Annotated in this window: 16 protein-coding genes; 10 read left to right on the forward strand and 6 right to left on the reverse strand. The window is 39.4% G+C overall.

The window, feature by feature from the left end; translation table 11 throughout:
- Nucleotides 1-205: 205 nt before the first annotated feature.
- The 3 genes from KK060_RS04365 (at nt 206) to KK060_RS04375 (ending at nt 3730) form a co-directional block, all read left to right on the forward strand.
- Nucleotides 206-1156, forward strand: coding sequence for an L-threonylcarbamoyladenylate synthase (locus KK060_RS04365; protein ID WP_254152471.1), 951 nt, complete (start codon nt 206-208; stop codon nt 1154-1156).
- Nucleotides 1157-1271: 115 nt separating this feature from the next.
- A complete protein-coding gene (locus KK060_RS04370; RefSeq protein ID WP_254152472.1) occupies nt 1272-2372 on the forward strand; it encodes a 6-phosphofructokinase in 1101 nt (366 codons plus the stop codon).
- 173 nt (nt 2373-2545) lie between these two features.
- Entirely contained in the window at nt 2546-3730 is a 1185-nt protein-coding gene (locus KK060_RS04375) for a phosphoglycerate kinase (RefSeq protein ID WP_254152473.1), read from the forward strand.
- Between the two features lie 194 nt (nt 3731-3924).
- Here KK060_RS04375 and KK060_RS04380 read toward each other — a convergent pair whose 3' ends face one another.
- Nucleotides 3925-4158, reverse strand: coding sequence for a YtxH domain-containing protein (locus KK060_RS04380; RefSeq protein WP_254152474.1), 234 nt, complete (start codon nt 4156-4158; stop codon nt 3925-3927).
- Nucleotides 4159-4496: 338 nt separating this feature from the next.
- Between KK060_RS04380 and KK060_RS04385 the strand changes: the two genes are divergently transcribed.
- Nucleotides 4497-5183: a porin family protein gene (locus tag KK060_RS04385; RefSeq protein ID WP_254152475.1), complete on the forward strand. Its 687-nt coding sequence runs from the start codon at nt 4497-4499 to the stop codon at nt 5181-5183.
- Between the two features lie 109 nt (nt 5184-5292).
- On the opposite strand, the gene KK060_RS04390 is transcribed toward KK060_RS04385, so the two are convergent.
- The gene (locus tag KK060_RS04390; RefSeq protein WP_254152476.1) at nt 5293-5463 is read right to left on the reverse strand and encodes a hypothetical protein; all 171 of its coding nucleotides are present in this window, start codon (nt 5461-5463) and stop codon (nt 5293-5295) included.
- Nucleotides 5464-5684: 221 nt separating this feature from the next.
- Here KK060_RS04390 and KK060_RS04395 point away from each other — a divergent pair, with 221 nt between their 5' ends.
- The 3 genes from KK060_RS04395 to KK060_RS25150 all read left to right on the forward strand — a co-directional run bounded on the left by KK060_RS04395 (nt 5685) and on the right by KK060_RS25150 (nt 10068).
- On the forward strand, nt 5685-5837 hold the full coding sequence (locus KK060_RS04395; RefSeq protein ID WP_254152477.1) for a lmo0937 family membrane protein: 153 nt from the start codon (nt 5685-5687) through the stop codon (nt 5835-5837).
- 148 nt (nt 5838-5985) lie between these two features.
- Complete coding sequence (locus tag KK060_RS04400; protein ID WP_254152478.1) at nt 5986-7446, forward strand: SLC13 family permease; 1461 nt, start codon at nt 5986-5988, stop codon at nt 7444-7446.
- A gap of 150 nt (nt 7447-7596) precedes the next feature.
- Entirely contained in the window at nt 7597-10068 is a 2472-nt protein-coding gene (locus tag KK060_RS25150; protein WP_254152479.1) for an ATP-binding protein, read from the forward strand.
- 6 nt (nt 10069-10074) lie between these two features.
- Here the strand turns inward: KK060_RS25150 and KK060_RS04410 are convergent, their stop codons facing one another.
- The 3 genes from KK060_RS04410 to KK060_RS04420 all read right to left on the reverse strand — a co-directional run bounded on the left by KK060_RS04410 (nt 10075) and on the right by KK060_RS04420 (nt 12521).
- Nucleotides 10075-11424: a sigma-54-dependent transcriptional regulator gene (locus tag KK060_RS04410; RefSeq protein ID WP_254152480.1), complete on the reverse strand. Its 1350-nt coding sequence runs from the start codon at nt 11422-11424 to the stop codon at nt 10075-10077.
- Between the two features lie 83 nt (nt 11425-11507).
- On the reverse strand, nt 11508-11984 hold the full coding sequence (locus KK060_RS04415; RefSeq protein WP_254152481.1) for a hypothetical protein: 477 nt from the start codon (nt 11982-11984) through the stop codon (nt 11508-11510).
- Nucleotides 11985-12173: 189 nt separating this feature from the next.
- Complete coding sequence (locus tag KK060_RS04420; RefSeq protein ID WP_254152482.1) at nt 12174-12521, reverse strand: DUF6249 domain-containing protein; 348 nt, start codon at nt 12519-12521, stop codon at nt 12174-12176.
- A 130-nt stretch (nt 12522-12651) separates the two neighbouring features.
- Here KK060_RS04420 and KK060_RS04425 point away from each other — a divergent pair, with 130 nt between their 5' ends.
- Genes KK060_RS04425 through KK060_RS04435 form a run of 3 tightly spaced genes read left to right on the forward strand, consistent with a single transcriptional unit; the run spans nt 12652 to nt 15113 of the window.
- The gene (locus KK060_RS04425; protein ID WP_254152483.1) at nt 12652-13203 is read left to right on the forward strand and encodes an RNA polymerase sigma factor; all 552 of its coding nucleotides are present in this window, start codon (nt 12652-12654) and stop codon (nt 13201-13203) included.
- 2 nt (nt 13204-13205) lie between these two features.
- Complete coding sequence (locus KK060_RS04430) at nt 13206-13727, forward strand: anti-sigma factor family protein (protein WP_254152484.1); 522 nt, start codon at nt 13206-13208, stop codon at nt 13725-13727.
- A 51-nt stretch (nt 13728-13778) separates the two neighbouring features.
- Nucleotides 13779-15113, forward strand: coding sequence for a sugar porter family MFS transporter (locus KK060_RS04435; protein ID WP_437124570.1), 1335 nt, complete (start codon nt 13779-13781; stop codon nt 15111-15113).
- On the opposite strand, the gene KK060_RS04440 is transcribed toward KK060_RS04435, so the two are convergent.
- The gene (locus KK060_RS04440; protein ID WP_254152486.1) at nt 15110-15424 is read right to left on the reverse strand and encodes a hypothetical protein; all 315 of its coding nucleotides are present in this window, start codon (nt 15422-15424) and stop codon (nt 15110-15112) included. The genes KK060_RS04435 and KK060_RS04440 overlap by 4 nt on opposite strands.
- Between the last annotated feature and the right edge of the window lie 20 nt (nt 15425-15444).

Consider the following 15444-nt stretch of genomic DNA (forward strand, 5'->3'; position numbering starts at 1 on the left):
AATGATAAAACATTCGGAAAAAACCTCGATTTACTATTCGAGCGGCGCTTAAATCCATTTTATTTATATTTGAATGCAAGAAGTAATTCTGCGTTTTTTTAACCCAGTTACAGAAATCTATTTCAAGGAATAATGGCTATACAAGTCAGCACCTTTCACGTAGCTTTAGAAACGTTCATATTCGGCATACCGTTAACCCTGCAACATGGCTGAAATTGGCAATGATATTGAAAAGGCGAAGTATCTTCTTGAACAGGGAGAGCTTGTAGCAATTCCTACGGAAACGGTATATGGCCTTGCCGCAAATGCGCTTAATGTTTCGGCTGTCACCAAGATTTTTGAAGTTAAGAACAGACCGCATTTTGATCCGTTGATAGTTCATGTTCCGCATGCGGGAGCTACGCTGCGATATGTTACCGCTATTAATGATAAAGCGAAGCAATTAGCAAACGCCTTCTGGCCTGGTCCGCTAACACTGTTGTTAGAAAAACAGCCTGTAATTCCTGATCTTGTAACTTCAGGTCTGCCTAATGTCGGAATCCGTTGTCCGGCACATCCGCTCACAGGATCATTGCTTGAGGTTTTAGATTTTCCGCTCGCAGCGCCGAGTGCTAATCCATTTGGTTACGTAAGTCCTACCAGGCCTGAACATGTTGAAGAACAACTGGGAAGTAAAATTGCGTACATACTTGATGGCGGGGTTTGTGAAGTTGGTCTTGAATCTACTATAGTCGGGTTTGACAACGGAGAGACTGTCGTATATAGAATGGGCGGGCTGAGTATTGAATCCATACAAAAAGAAATCGGAAACGTCAGAGTACAAGTACACTCCTCCTCCAACCCAAAAGCACCGGGTCAATTGCAAAGCCATTATGCACCGGGCAAAAAGTTAGTAGTCGGTAAGATTGAAGAATTGCTTCAACTCTACCCTGCGCACGAGAGCGGACTGCTTACATTTAATAAAGATTTCAATTCTCCTTATCAGATCATACTATCACCAACCGGAAAACTGGAAGAGGCGGCGCAAAACCTCTTCACTGCTTTACGAGGTTTCGATAAAATGCCCATCGAAGTTATTCTGGCTGAGTTTGTGCCCGACGTTGGCCTGGGAAAGGCCATTAACGACAGGCTTAGAAGAGCATCTGCCGGGCGGTAGTTTCACGAATATCTTTGTAGTTTGCTAAAGTAGTTCTAAACTTAGCACGTAATTGAGCGGGTTTTATAATCCAGAATCAAGTATATATTTACCGGACTAAAGAAATAAAAGTAACATGGAAAAAAAGAAGAAGGTACTTGTACTTACCGGAGGTGGTGATTGCCCTGGCCTGAATGCTGTTATACGAGGCATTGCCAAACGAGCAAAAAGAGAAAAAGATTGGGAAGTATACGGAAGTATTGAGGCTTTTAATGGTGTGTTTAGTGAACCAACAGAAATAATAAAACTGACCAGCGTAAGCACAGGAGGCATCCATGTAAAGGGTGGTACTATATTAAAAACAACCAACAAGAACAGTCCGGTTAAATATCCTGTAATCCAAAGTGATGGTACCGTGCAATTTGTTGATCGCTCTGATGAGTTGATACAAAAAATAAAATCACTAGGGTTTGATGCTGTGATAAATATTGGTGGCGATGGTTCACAAAAGATCTCTAAAGTACTTTACGAAAAAGGTCTGCCGGTTATTGGTGTTCCTAAAACAATAGACAATGATCTTTCAGCTACAGATCTGACCTTTGGTTTTCAAACCGCAGTACAAATAGCTTCAGACAGTTTTGACAAGTTAGTGACTACTGCAGAGAGTCATCATCGGGTTATGATTATGGAGGTAATGGGTCGTGATGCCGGATGGATCGCCCTTCATACTGCCATTGCAGGAGGCGCAGAGGTGTGTCTTATCCCTGAAATACCCTACGATATCAACAAAATCGTAAAGCGCATTAACATGCGTTACAAGAAAGGAAGAGGCTTTGTGAACATTGTTATTTCAGAGGGAGCGAAGCCCAAAGAAGGCACCATTACTTCCACTGCGGGGGAGAAAGGCTCTGAACACGTAAGGCTTGGTGGTGTAGCATACGCATTATCAAAACAATTAAAAGATGCAGGGTGCCAGGCAGAGATCCGCGAAACAGTTTTAGGCCACGTACAGAGAGGCGGAAGTCCTATAGCATTTGATCGTGTGCTTGCCACGTTATTCGGTGTAAAGGCTTTTGAACTGGTATTGGAAAAAGGGTTTGGACGAATGGTAGCATACAAAAACAACAACATCACATCGGTTACGCTAGAAGAAGCCACTAAGGAGTACAACTTTGTGAGCAAAGATTCTTATTTGGTGAAAGCAGCAAAAGGGCTTGGCGTTAGCTTTGGTGATTGAGCCCCATTCCTAACAGCTCAAACGTTTCCGGTAAAAAAGATTGAGATCTTTATGAACTGATTAATGATTTACTAAATTCGTCCCCGCCCAATTCAAATTATACGCTTGCATACTTGCTAAATGAAGGCATATAAAAAGGATGAAGGCGAAACAGATCAACCAAACAAAACCAGATGAAAACAATAAACGACATCAATTTCAAGGGCAAGCGAGCACTCATCAGAGTAGACTTTAATGTTCCTTTAGACAAAAGTTTTAATGTCACAGATGACAACCGCATTCGCTCTACCATTCCTACAATAAAGAAGATTTTGAACGATGGCGGTAGTTGCATTTTGATGTCGCACCTGGGTAGGCCAAAAGAAGGTCCTGAAGAAAAATCATCGTTAAAGCATGCTATAAAAACAACTGAAAAGCTTCTTGGTACTTCTATACAATTTGCTTCCGATTGTATCGGTGACGAAGCAAAGCAAAAGGCCGCGAATTTAAAACCTGGAGAAGTTCTTCTGCTCGAAAACCTTCGCTTTTATAAAGAAGAAGAGAAAGGTGATGTAAACTTTGCTGAAAAACTTTCTAAGCTTGGTGATGTTTATGTAAACGATGCATTTGGTACAGCGCACAGAGCTCACGCCTCTACAACTATTGTTGCCCAATTTTTTAAAGAAAAATGTGCAGGCTATGTAATGGCAGCTGAACTTGATAACGCGAAGAAGGTGATGGAAAAGGCTGATAAACCTTTTACAGCCATTATGGGTGGTGCAAAGATTTCGGATAAGATTCTTATCATAGAGAAACTGCTTGATAAAGTAAATCACCTTATCATTGGCGGAGGAATGGCGTATACGTTCTTTAAAGCACTTGGTGGTAATGTAGGTAATTCTTTGGTTGAACAAGACAAGTTAGATCTTGCAAAAGAACTTATACAAAAAGCAAAAGCTAAAGGTGTAGAGCTTCATTTACCTATTGATTCTGTTGTTGCTGATAAATTTGATGCGCAGGCAAACAGCAGGGTAGCAAATAATAATTCTATTGATGCAGGATGGATGGGACTTGACATCGGCCCACAGGCAGTTCACGTTTTCTCTGATGTTGTTGTAAACTCAAAGACTATCCTATGGAATGGCCCGATGGGTGTGTTCGAAATGGAGAAATTTGCTGAAGGAACAAAGAAGATAGCTGAGGCAGTTGTAAAGGCAACTGAAAAAGGAGCTTTCTCTTTAATAGGTGGAGGAGACTCAGCTGCCGCAGTTGCACAGCTGGGCTTTAGTGAGAAAGTCAGCTACGTATCTACAGGTGGCGGCGCATTGCTGGAGTACTTCGAGGGTAAAGTACTGCCAGGTGTCAAAGCACTCGAATAATTATTGAATGATATTTTAATAAAAAAGTCAGGTTGGATTCAATCTGACTTTTTTATTGCATAAGCTGCATGCCCATGACCATAAGCAAAATCGTAAAACCTATAATCATACTTATTATCTTCCTCGTCATTCCTTTCTTGATTTTAAATGGTTTATAATTCATCTAAGCAAAGCATCATCAGCTTAGATATTATTTATTGTACTGAAGGCACTGCGGTTCTTCCGCTTCTAACGCGCTTAGCAGTTGATGTAGCTTTTTTCTTTTCTTTAGATACAAGAGATTCGAGTTGCTTTACCAACTTCTTTGCTTTCTTATTAATGTTTTTTCTGGTGCGGGCACCTGTTAAAGGAGCAAACAAAAAACCTGTAGCAGTGCCAATAGCAGTACCTATAAAAAATCCTATTAATATTTTTGCAGTTGTATTCATAATTTTCGTTTTGCTCGCAAGGATATAATTATATGCCTGTTGCTGCTTAGACGATATCCATCGATGGAAACGCTGAGAAAGCAGGTGTATACCAGAGGATGTAACTGTTGTATGGGAAAAATCTCTACAGATTTACAGAATTTCTTAAAATTGCTGTCTAAAACTTCTTTCTGGAGTTACTCGAAGTAATTCGTTGATTATTAATTTATAATCAACAACTCAAAGCCCATTTTTTTCATTTTGTCGATGATTCGAATAATCAGAAACGGGCATGGCACGTCTTTCCATATTAAACTGACAAAAGGAAAAATCTAACTAAATTAAAAACAAGATTTAATATGAAAAGGAATTTGAGAAAACTTTGTTTGATGTTTTGTGCAGGCGTTGTTTCAGTGTTGGGTATATCAGAAGCACAGGCACAGGAAAGTCCGCGGGTAGGGTTTAAAGGAGGTTTAAATCTTAGTAATTTATATGTTGACAATGTTGATGACGAAAATGCAAGAGTGGGATGGCATGCAGGTATTTATACACAGCTACTATCAAGTGAAGCCTTTGCTATTCAACCAGAGATTAACTACTCAACAAAAGGAAGTGCAGTTACTTATGTAACTGGTGGAACTAACAATTTACAAATTGATCATGATCAAAAATTCAATTTAGCTTACCTTGATATTCCTGTGTTGGCAGTATTCAAATTAGGTAAAGTTGCTGAGATCCACGCTGGTCCATACTGGTCTTACTTGTTAAGAGCTGAGATTAAAAACAACAACCGCAATCCTAACAATGAATTTACAACTGTTGATCGTGACAACTTCGACAATTGGGATTACGGATTAGTAGGTGGTATTGGTTTTAACTTAGGCGATTACGCACAACTTGGTGTACGTTATAACTACGGCTTAAATAAAATTGCTGAATCAAGAGGTGCAAGAGCATTAATGGGTGATTCTAAAAACCAGGTAGCTCAATTCTTCTTAGCCTTTAACTTAAACGGCGGAAGAAGCGATGATGATTACACCGACTAATTAAAGCAAGCTGAGAAACTTAAAACCCCCTGACGATGAGTCAGGGGGTTTTCTATTTTAATACATTTAAATTATTCAACAGATAAGTAGTAGTAAGTTAACCAACCATCTATCGCACAGCGCGCGCAATTCTTCTTTGTCTTGCTCTGATTAATCTTGATTTTTCTTCGATGTCGTTTACTTCAATTTTAGGAAAGAGAAGCTTTGCCAAGAGGTAAGACGCAGAAACAAAAAGTACATAAGCACTTATTAGGGACAACACGATCATTAGAATGTTCATGGGCTCAAGGATTTGTTACTTCCAACCTTGTAAAATTATGCCAGCAATAGCAAGCGGCCTTATTTGTATTGGATTCGATTCGTTTATGTGTATCCAATCTACAGTTCCTGTAGAAAATTCCACATTTAGGAAGACTAACGAATTCGCGGTCTGCCAGCCATTATAATTAGCAACTGGCACTAATTTTTGAAATGTATTTAAAATTAAAAACCAAAAAAAGCATGAGCGATATACTTTATATTCTCGCAGTAATCCTCATCATCGGATGGATACTTGGGTTCTTCGTATTTAGCGTAGGAAGCCTTATTCATATTCTTCTGGTGGTAGCTATTATAGCTATCTTGTTAAGACTAATCAGAGGAAGAAGTGTATAACAACCGTGGGGCATTATATGAAGACCTTGTTTTAAAAAGACAAGGTCTTTTTAATTTATATCTAATTGAAATGTCTGCATTTATATTCCTTCTATTAAATAATTGAAAGAATAGTTACATTTGAAAAGAGCGACAGTAACTATTTTTCATGCTTAAATCCTTTCATGCAGGTACTAAAGAAGTAAGCTTTATTCTTGGACCATTATTATTTGTTCTCATATTATTATTCGTCCCTTCAGGCTTTGTTTCAGAGCACGCTTACAAAGTACTCGCACTAGCTGCATGGATGATTACCTGGTGGATTTCTGAAGCTGTGCCGATGCCTGTAACAGCTCTCCTACCTTTAGTGATGTTCCCCTATCTGGGTGTAATGAAAATGAATCAAGCCTCCGCCCCTTATGCTAATCCCATTATCTTTCTTTTTATGGGTGGCTTTCTGATCGCATTAGCTCTTGAAAAACATAAGCTTCATTTACGCATCGCCCTTAATCTCATAAAAATAACAGGCACATCAGGTAATGGAATAATACTAGGCTTTATGTATGCTACTGCCTTTATCAGCATGTGGATCAGCAATACCGCAACTGCTATGATGATGTTACCCATTGCTACATCGGTAATCAAGTTATTGAAAAATGAATCTGCACCTGAAAGTGAACTTACCAAAGCAGAAAAAAATTTTGCTCTTGGGCTGATGTTAATGATTGGCTACGCTGCTACTATAGGTGGGCTTGCCACTATCATTGGTACTCCGCCTAATGTAGTTTTTGCGGGACTTCTCGATGACTTCTACCATATCAAACTGGACTTTGGAAAATGGATGCTGGTAGGAGTTCCTGTTATGATCGTACTTTTGTTTAGTACCTATTTTATTATCACCAGGATTCTGTTTCCGAATAGAATTGAGAACATCAAAGGATCGGAAGAATTAATTAAGGATCAACTACAGCAATTGGGAAGGATAACAACAGAAGAAAAACGTGTAATGATTGTTTTTGCACTAACATCATTCTTTTGGATTTTTCAACAATCAATAAACTATCTTTTAGGAAAGGAATTACTGAATGACACAAACATTGCCATGAGCGGCGGGCTGTTGATGTTTGTTATTCCTGCTAAAAACGGAAAAGACAAATTTCTTTTAACATGGAGAGACACGCAAAACATGGCGTGGGGAATCCTTATTCTTTTTGGCGGGGGTTTATGCCTTGCGCAAGGACTCGAAAGCACCGGTATTATTCAGGTTGTTGGTAAAACCATTGCAGCCCAGAGCAATTACAGTATCTGGTTAATATTTATTCTTATTGTTTGTTCTGTTCTGCTTTCTGAAGTCATGAGTAATGTAGCCCTTGTTCAGATATTTGTTCCCGTCATATTTGGGATTGCGAGTGGTTTAAACGTGAATCCGATCTTGTTGGCAATGCCAGTGACATTGAGCGCTAGTATTGGTTTTATGTTTCCTGTTGCAACACCACCGAATGCCATAGTATTTGCCAGCGGCTATATTCATGTTAAGGACATGATGCGCGCCGGATTTCTACTGGATGCTGTATCCATTCTGATTATCTTATTTGCCTCTACCACCCTTGTTGAGTGGGTTTACGGTTAGGTTTTAAGAATTTACAGATTGATTAAATAATATAACGAGCATAAAGTCGTCTTAGCTTTTGAGAGGATTTAAAATTTAATATTTTTAGTTATGAAATTGGCATAAGAATATTTATGCTATAGTCGGTTATCTCTAACTATAAAAATCCAGGTGAAACGTAAAATCCTTGCTGCCCTAGTACTTGCGTTTGTCGCTGTTGTAATGGCCCTTAGCATTACACATTTCTCTTTTAACGAGATGATGAGTACTGTTAACCAACTGTCTACTCCAAATGAGAAATTGGCAAAATTAAATGCAGCGTTCGAGGAGATCACAATGCTCGACCAGCAGCAGAGAACAGAGGCGATTAAGAATCCACTAAAGCCCTACAAATACTTTCTTGATCAATCCGGATATCTTCATTCGATGATTGACACACTTCAAATGCTTCCTTGGGATACTGCTCAACTTATTCGCATAGGCAGCATGAAAGAGATTCTTGATCAACGCAATCAGCTATTTGTGTCTTATCTTAAAGTAAGAGCAGAACTTTCTGACAACCGTGAATTCTCCAAGCAACTGGATACTCTTTCTACCTTGCTTAAGCAAAGCCAAATCGCAGACAGCAGCATTATAACGACGCAGAAGAAAACCATTACCACCTACTTAAAGACAGACAGCGCAGCTGATGACACAAAGGCAGAAAAGAGCTTCTTAAAAAAACTTTTCAGCAAAAAGAAAAGCAAGCCAGCAGGGCCACCTCCGGTTAAGGTACAGGAAGAAACAAATGTTCAGATTGACACGCTAGCTATAGCACACCAGGTAATCGATATTGAGGAGATAGAGCGATTAATGGATGAGCTTGAAACCGATCAGCGCTTGCAACGTCGTAAACTTCAACAGAAAGAGCTTGAACTTATCAATGCAAATAGTCTTTTTATTAACCAATTGTTAAACATTCTGCATGAAGTCGAAAATGAAGAAGTGAGAAATATGCGCGCAAGTAATGCGGACGCTGCCAAAGTATTTCATAATGGTATCTCCAGAATGAATATTCTGATGCTCTCATTTTTTCTTGGCGCCGCCATATTGGTATATCTAATACTTGTTGATATCAGCAAAAGCAATTACTATAAAAAGCAATTAGAGAAGGCAAGAGATCACGCAGAAGAACTTAGTAAAATCAAGCAGCGTTTTCTTGCCAATATGAGCCATGAGATCAGAACACCGTTGCAATCTATTATAGGATTCGCAGAACAATTAAGGAGTCATGCCAATAAAGACCATACTGAGGCTGTAAGTGCTATTCATAGCTCATCCGAGCATTTACTTCATATTGTTAATGAAGTTTTAGACTACTCCAGAATTTCTTCAGGTAGCTTTACATTGTCTAAAGAAAAATTCAGACTGATTCAACTTGTAAAAGAAGTTGAATCAGCAATGCGAATACAGGCAGACCGCAAAAGCTTGAGTTTCATTCTTGACACTGAAAAAACTTCGGATTACAACCTTTTAGGTGACCCCTTCAGATTAAGACAAATCTTATACAACCTTTTGGGTAATGCTATAAAATTTACCCACCAAGGGTTTATAAAACTCACGGTTAAAACCATCGAGATTGATGACTGCATCCAATGCATTTTCGAAATCAAGGACACCGGAATAGGGATGACAAATGATGAGTTAAAAACCATCTTTAACCAGTTTGAACAAGCTAATTCCCAAATTACAAAAACATACGGAGGAACAGGCTTAGGTCTTACTATTGTAAAATCACTAATAGAAGTACAGAATGGTGAGCTTGAGGTAATGAGCGAACCAGGGGTTGGCTCAACGTTCAGAATTTCTCTTGGCTTTGATAAAGCTACTGAAATTCCACAACAAAAAGCACAGCACGCAGAAGCCCACTCAATTGCATTTAATGGTAAAATACTGGTAGTGGATGATGATGCCATGATTCTGAAGTTGTGTGGTTTAATACTGAAGAAGAATAACATTTCGCATACAGCGTTTAATGAAGCAGAAGATCTCTTACGCACTGTAAAAGATCCTGAAGTCAGCCACATATTAATCGACATAAGAATGCCTAAAATGAATGGTGTTGAACTATGCAGGGCATTGAAGAAAGTCTATTCGGAGGGAGTGAAGTTTATTGCGCTTACTGCGCACGTATTACCTGAAGAAAGACAGAGCTTAATCCAACAGGGATTCAATACTGTACTTGCAAAACCCTTTCATGAAAATGAATTACTTACTGCCATCGGCGTAACACCAATTGAAAAAAGATTTATTGAAGAGATGCCAGACTTCTCATCCCTTAAGAAAATGACGATGGGAGATGATGCGTTGTTTTACTCCGTCATGCAACAATTTGTTGAAGAAAGTGAATATGATATTCAGAAACTCCAATCACAGGTAGAGCAGGAAAACAAGAAAGGAATACGTGAAGTAGTCCATAAGCTTGCCGGAAGACTTGGACAACTCGGCGTACATAATCTGTCCACCAGGTTTCGTGACCTGGAACTCAGAATTGTTGAAGGAGCTGGCTATAACGAGCTAACGGATGACCTGATTGATGTTATTCAGGGCACTAAGGAACTATTGAATAGCATCCGCATGAATACGCTGGCGCATTCAAACTAATTCTTGCTATTCAATACCATACTTTTCCATTTTAAGGTAAAGAGTCTTCCTGTCAATATTTAAAATACGCGCGGCCTTTGATTTATTATAGCGTACTTCCTGAAGTGTCTTAATAATCACTTCCCGTTCCTGTGCTTCCTGCAGTGCCTTCAGGTCGTAAACCGGAGCATTTGTTTCCTTATTCTGTTCCATCGTTTTAACCCCATCAACCATTTCCGGAGGGATGACACTCATATTAACTTCATCACCTGTGGTAAGCAGTACAGCACGTTTAATTACGTTACGCATTTCGCGTAAGTTTCCAGGCCAGTCGTATTGCTGAAAAAGTGCTAATACCTCTTTATTAAACTCCTTTACTTTTCTTCCTAATTCGCGATTAGCTTCTTCCCTGAAGTAATTAAGGAACTCATACAGATCCTCTCCTCTATCTCTAAGAGGAGGTACGTCCAATTTAAATTCATTTAACCTATGATACAGATCTTCTCTGAACGTACCCTTTCTCACGCTTTCAGCGAGGTCGTCGTTGGTAGCTGTTAGAATACGAACATCAACCTTTATCTCTTTTGTACTGCCTATAGGTTGAATGATACGCTCTTGAATAGCACGGAGCAATTTCACCTGAACATCGTACGATAAGTTGCCCACCTCATCAAGGAATATGGTCCCCTTATGTGCAGCTTCAAACTGTCCCATCTTATCTGCCATGGCTCCCGTAAAAGCTCCTTTTACGTGTCCGAAAAGCTCACTTCCCGCTAACTCTTTAGAAAGTGCCCCACAATCAACAGCTACAAACGGACCCTTTGAACGTGAGCTTAATCGATGAATAGTTCGTGCTACGTTTTCTTTACCTGTGCCGCTTTCTCCTTGAATAAGTACAGACATGTTAGTTGGAGCCACAAGTCTGATGAACTCCGTAAGCTGTTTTGCGACACTACTTTTGCCTTCAACAAACGTATTATTGCTGGTAACAACAGTATTACCGTTCTCTGCAGGCTTACCCTTGTCAAGTGCCTGTTTAACCACCATGAGTAGTTCATCAGGATTAACAGGTTTAGTAATGTATTCCAACGCACCTGATTTTATAGCTTTAATAGCAGTTCTGATATCATTAAAGCTTGTCATTATTACAACAGGAATATCAGGATTACTATTTTTCATCTCCATGAGGAGATCCATTCCTGTTGCATCCGGGAGTCTGTAATCGAGAAGTACGAGGTCGTATTGCTTATTATTAAAAGCTTTAAGGCCATCCTTTCCCTTGTTTTGAACAGAAACATGATGACCGTGTTTAGAAAGGAAACCGTCAAGTATCCTGGAAAATGTTAAATCGTCTTCTATTAATAAAATGGCCGCCATTGGGCTCGAAAATAAAAAGAAAAGCTGGAAATATCCCAGCTTTTCTATATCGATTGATGTTAATTGGGTTTAACCCTGTGATTTTATTTTTGGTCGTCATTCATACCTGCATCATCCAGCTTCTTACCGTCTTTGTCAAATCTAACGGTTTTTGTTTGAGCGCCATTCTTCAGTTCAACGATGTAAATCTCCTGTGCATAAGCACCTGTAGTACTAGCACTTCCGCTCACACTTGTGGTATCGCTGTTAGTAGCATTTGTTGAACCATCAGTGTTACCAGTAGCATTTGTCGAAGCACCGTCCATTTTATAAGCGCCGCTTACCAACCAACCACGATATTCTTGACTTTCAAGTGAGCTCTTCACTTCTTCTGGCAAGTCTTGTGATTTAATTTTAACTCTGCCATCTTCCTGCATACCCATCGTTGAAGTTGGCGCCTGAGAAGACGTTGGAGATTGCGAAGTAGGGTCAGCTGGAGAAGTAGTAGATGTTGTATCTTGAGCATTTACTACCATCACTCCACCAACAAACATGCTAAGGGCGAACACTAATTTTTTCATGGTTGTATATTTTTAATATTGTTAAAGATTAATTCTCTTCTTGGGATAGATGGAATGTTATGCCACAGGGCTATTTTTAAGTACATAAGTGTTTTAGGCTTAAAACACACCCTTCCTGAACAAGACGTGTAGAATCATTCAACAACCATGTTGATAAAAATTCACGCTAAGGTTATGAAAAAGCAGCTGTTAAATATCACGCTCTTTCTTATTCCGTGCTTCTTCTATAAAATAAGCCGCACCTAAGCCGATGCCTCCGAAGATGAATATCATTGAGAAATAGCCCACTTCTTCCATGTCAAGGCTTCTGTCAAGAAGATAGCCAAGAAGAAAACCGATCCCTACTCCTATCAGCATCAGGGAGGCACGAAGTGTACCTGACACTGCGTGTGCTTTACTGAAAAAATCGGTGCTTATTCCTTTTTCTATCATTGCCATCCTTTCATCATTTTGATATTTTCTGATAAAGATGATCATGACAAATAATCCTATCGTCCCAATAATTGGGATGGAGAGTGCTAATGTACTTTCTGACATATTACTTTGTTTAATTTTGCAGCTATGACGCTTAGTGGTATTGATCTGGTTACATCAATAAAGAGAAATTGTTTTATATTTAATAATATGTAACCTCAAAAACTTTAACAGCGTCAAACGCCCGATGACGATGGACTCCGAGTATGTAGTTATAGACAGAATACTGGAAGGTGAAGCCGCTCTTTATACTGAACTTGTAGATCGGTATAAAGGATACGTGTTCACTATCGCTTATAAGATTCTGCAACATAAGCCAGAAGCAGAGGAGGCAGCACAGGATGCGTTTATAAAAGCATATCACGGACTAAAAGGATTCAACAAAGAATCAAAATTTTCAACATGGCTTTACAGAATTGCTTTTAACACTGCAGTGAGTTATAAGCGAAAGCAAAAACATCAATTCTATAGCATTGAAAATTCAATTATAACGCACCAGCAGGAAGCAGATGGCATTTTAGAGAAAACGGATAAGAAGAAGTACTTGCAGCATGCAATTTCAAGATTGAGCGAGACAGATCAATTAGCGATTTCATTGTTTTATCTTGAAGAACTCTCCCTTGAAGAGATATCTTCCATAACAGGAACAGAAGCCAATACGCTGAAAGTAAAAATTCACAGGGCCAGGATTAAAATAGCAGATGAGTTAAAGAAAATACTAGATAAGGAAGCATTAACTTTGTAATTATGAAGATGGAGGATTTTGAAATTAAAGTGTTAGCGTATCTTGATAATACAATGAGCAAAAGTGACAGGGATGCTTTTGAACAACTCATAGAATCAGAAAAGCACTTAAAGCTCAGGTTTGAAGAAATTCGTCATGTTGATTTTCTTCTGAGAAGCGAGCCTCTTCAACAGCCTCCCAAAGATTTTACAAGTAATGTTATCTCCAATCTTCATCAAAGACCAGTAGAAGCCTCCGCTATTTCTATTGTCAGAAGTCTGCTTCTACTCAGTGGTATAATCATGGTCGTAGTGATTTGCGTTATTCTTGTTACCAATGGTAGGTTTGATACCATGACCGCCTTAGTTGATCTTGGCGATTTGAATTTAGCTTCTAAATATGTTCATAAAAATCTCCCTGCTATCTCTATCGGAGGCAGATCACTTATCAATGTTATAATCTTGTTAAACCTATTATTAGGATTGCTTATTCTTGATAAGGGTATATTAAGGCCATTGTTTCAAAAGCGAATGCATGCTGGTTAATTTTGCGTTATACAGATAATCTTTATCTTGAGGAAGATTAGGATTTAAACATTGATGCAACCAAACACAGCTTTTAGAAATGCAATTGTAGCCGCGCTAGGCGGTTTTCTATTCGGATTTGACACTGCAGTAATATCAGGCGTTGAGAAATCAATACAACAGCTCTGGCATCTGGATGATTTTTGGCACGGGTTTACCGTGGCTTCGGCGCTGGTAGGAACTGTCATCGGCTCCTTGGTTGGTGGACTACCTGCGGAACGCTATGGCAGAAAAAAAGTACTTCAGTGGATCGGTCTGCTGTATCTTGTCACCTCATTATTTACTGCCCTCACCACCACATGGGAGCTCTTTGTCTTATTCCGCTTTTTAGGAGGTATTGGCGTTGGCGCGTCTTCAGTTGTAGGCCCGATGTACATATCCGAAATTTCTCCGGCGCACAGGCGAGGACGGCTTGTTGCATTGTTTCAATTTAATATTGTAACAGGTATTCTCATTGCTTTCTTATCCAACTACCTTTTGTTTGGCGTGGGGGAAGAAGCATGGAGATGGATGCTCGGTGTTCAGGCAATTCCATCACTTCTTTATTTTATTCTTGTATTCTTTGTTCCTGAAAGTCCGAGATGGTTAATAAAACATAACCGGAAGATTGAAGCTGAAAAGGTTCTTTATTCAATCGGAGAACCAGATGCAAAAGCAGCATCTTTAAGAATTGAAGATTCACTTCACTCAGAAGCCGGGCTGGCCAAAGAAAGTTTGTTTAATGGACAGTATAATAAACCTATCCTTTTTGTAGTAGCACTTGCTATGTTCAATCAGCTTTCTGGCATTAACGCCATCATGTACTATGCACCACGGATTTTTGAGATGACAGGGTTAGCAAAAGATACTGCCCTTCTACAAGCTGTTTCCATTGGTGTTACCAACATGATCTTCACATTACTAGCAATTTCAGTAATAGATCGGTATGGAAGAAAAACGTTACTCATCATTGGCTCTTTCGGAATGGTCATTTCCCTCGGCCTCGTTGCCTGGTCCTTTTACACTAAGGACTTTGGAGGATACGCGGTGATGTTTTACCTGGTAGCCTTTATTGCCTTTTTCGCCTTTTCTCAAGGTGCAGTTATCTGGGTTTTCATGTCGGAAATATTTCCAAATAGTGTGCGGGCTAAAGGCCAAACTTTGGGCAGCTTTACGCACTGGATAATGGCTGTGATTATTTCATGGGCTTTCCCGCTTATTGCAGAATCCTCGGATTTGGGAGGCTTCTACTCTTTCCTGCTTTTTGCGCTCATGATGTTCTTACACGGTGTATTTGTATGGAGGGTGTTACCTGAAACAAAAGGTAAATCATTGGAAGGAATTCAGCAGGAACTTCACATTCATTAGAAATCAGGGGAAACCTTTTGGTCTTTATCCTCTTTTACTTCAGGGCACTCGATCTTCCAATCCTTGGAAAGGGCGAGAGTGCCTTCTTTTGCTTTTTGAATCACTTCATCTTTCCTCTTTTCAAACTTACATGCAATATCTACAAACTTGTATTTTGCTCCATCAACCTTAAAGTTGAAATGACACGTGTTGGATGCCTTGTGTTTCTTCAAACAAAAAAATTCAACATTATCTCCCTGCAAGGAAGAGAAGGAAGACATTAACAATATCAGTACGAGAGCGGGCAGAACTGTGCGTGAAATGAATCTCATCTGGCAAATTAAAATGTGAA

Origin of the sequence: Chryseosolibacter indicum, assembly GCF_018598585.1 — a bacterium.
GTDB lineage: Bacteria > Bacteroidota > Bacteroidia > Cytophagales > Cyclobacteriaceae > Chryseosolibacter > Chryseosolibacter indicus.

Coding starts and splice junctions, on each gene's coding strand:
- KK060_RS04430 (WP_254152484.1), top strand. CDS start 13,206: ATGAAGATGGAGGATTTTGAAATTAAAGTGTTAGCGTATCTTGATAAT.
- KK060_RS04375 (WP_254152473.1), top strand. CDS start 2,546: ATGAAAACAATAAACGACATCAATTTCAAGGGCAAGCGAGCACTCATC.
- KK060_RS04385 (WP_254152475.1), top strand. CDS start 4,497: ATGAAAAGGAATTTGAGAAAACTTTGTTTGATGTTTTGTGCAGGCGTT.
- KK060_RS04370 (WP_254152472.1), top strand. CDS start 1,272: ATGGAAAAAAAGAAGAAGGTACTTGTACTTACCGGAGGTGGTGATTGC.
- KK060_RS04415 (WP_254152481.1), bottom strand. CDS start 11,984: ATGAAAAAATTAGTGTTCGCCCTTAGCATGTTTGTTGGTGGAGTGATG.
- KK060_RS04380 (WP_254152474.1), bottom strand. CDS start 4,158: ATGAATACAACTGCAAAAATATTAATAGGATTTTTTATAGGTACTGCT.
- KK060_RS04365 (WP_254152471.1), top strand. CDS start 206: ATGGCTGAAATTGGCAATGATATTGAAAAGGCGAAGTATCTTCTTGAA.
- KK060_RS04395 (WP_254152477.1), top strand. CDS start 5,685: ATGAGCGATATACTTTATATTCTCGCAGTAATCCTCATCATCGGATGG.
- KK060_RS04420 (WP_254152482.1), bottom strand. CDS start 12,521: ATGTCAGAAAGTACATTAGCACTCTCCATCCCAATTATTGGGACGATA.
- KK060_RS04425 (WP_254152483.1), top strand. CDS start 12,652: ATGGACTCCGAGTATGTAGTTATAGACAGAATACTGGAAGGTGAAGCC.
- KK060_RS04390 (WP_254152476.1), bottom strand. CDS start 5,463: ATGAACATTCTAATGATCGTGTTGTCCCTAATAAGTGCTTATGTACTT.
- KK060_RS04440 (WP_254152486.1), bottom strand. CDS start 15,424: ATGAGATTCATTTCACGCACAGTTCTGCCCGCTCTCGTACTGATATTG.
- KK060_RS04400 (WP_254152478.1), top strand. CDS start 5,986: ATGCTTAAATCCTTTCATGCAGGTACTAAAGAAGTAAGCTTTATTCTT.
- KK060_RS04410 (WP_254152480.1), bottom strand. CDS start 11,424: ATGGCGGCCATTTTATTAATAGAAGACGATTTAACATTTTCCAGGATA.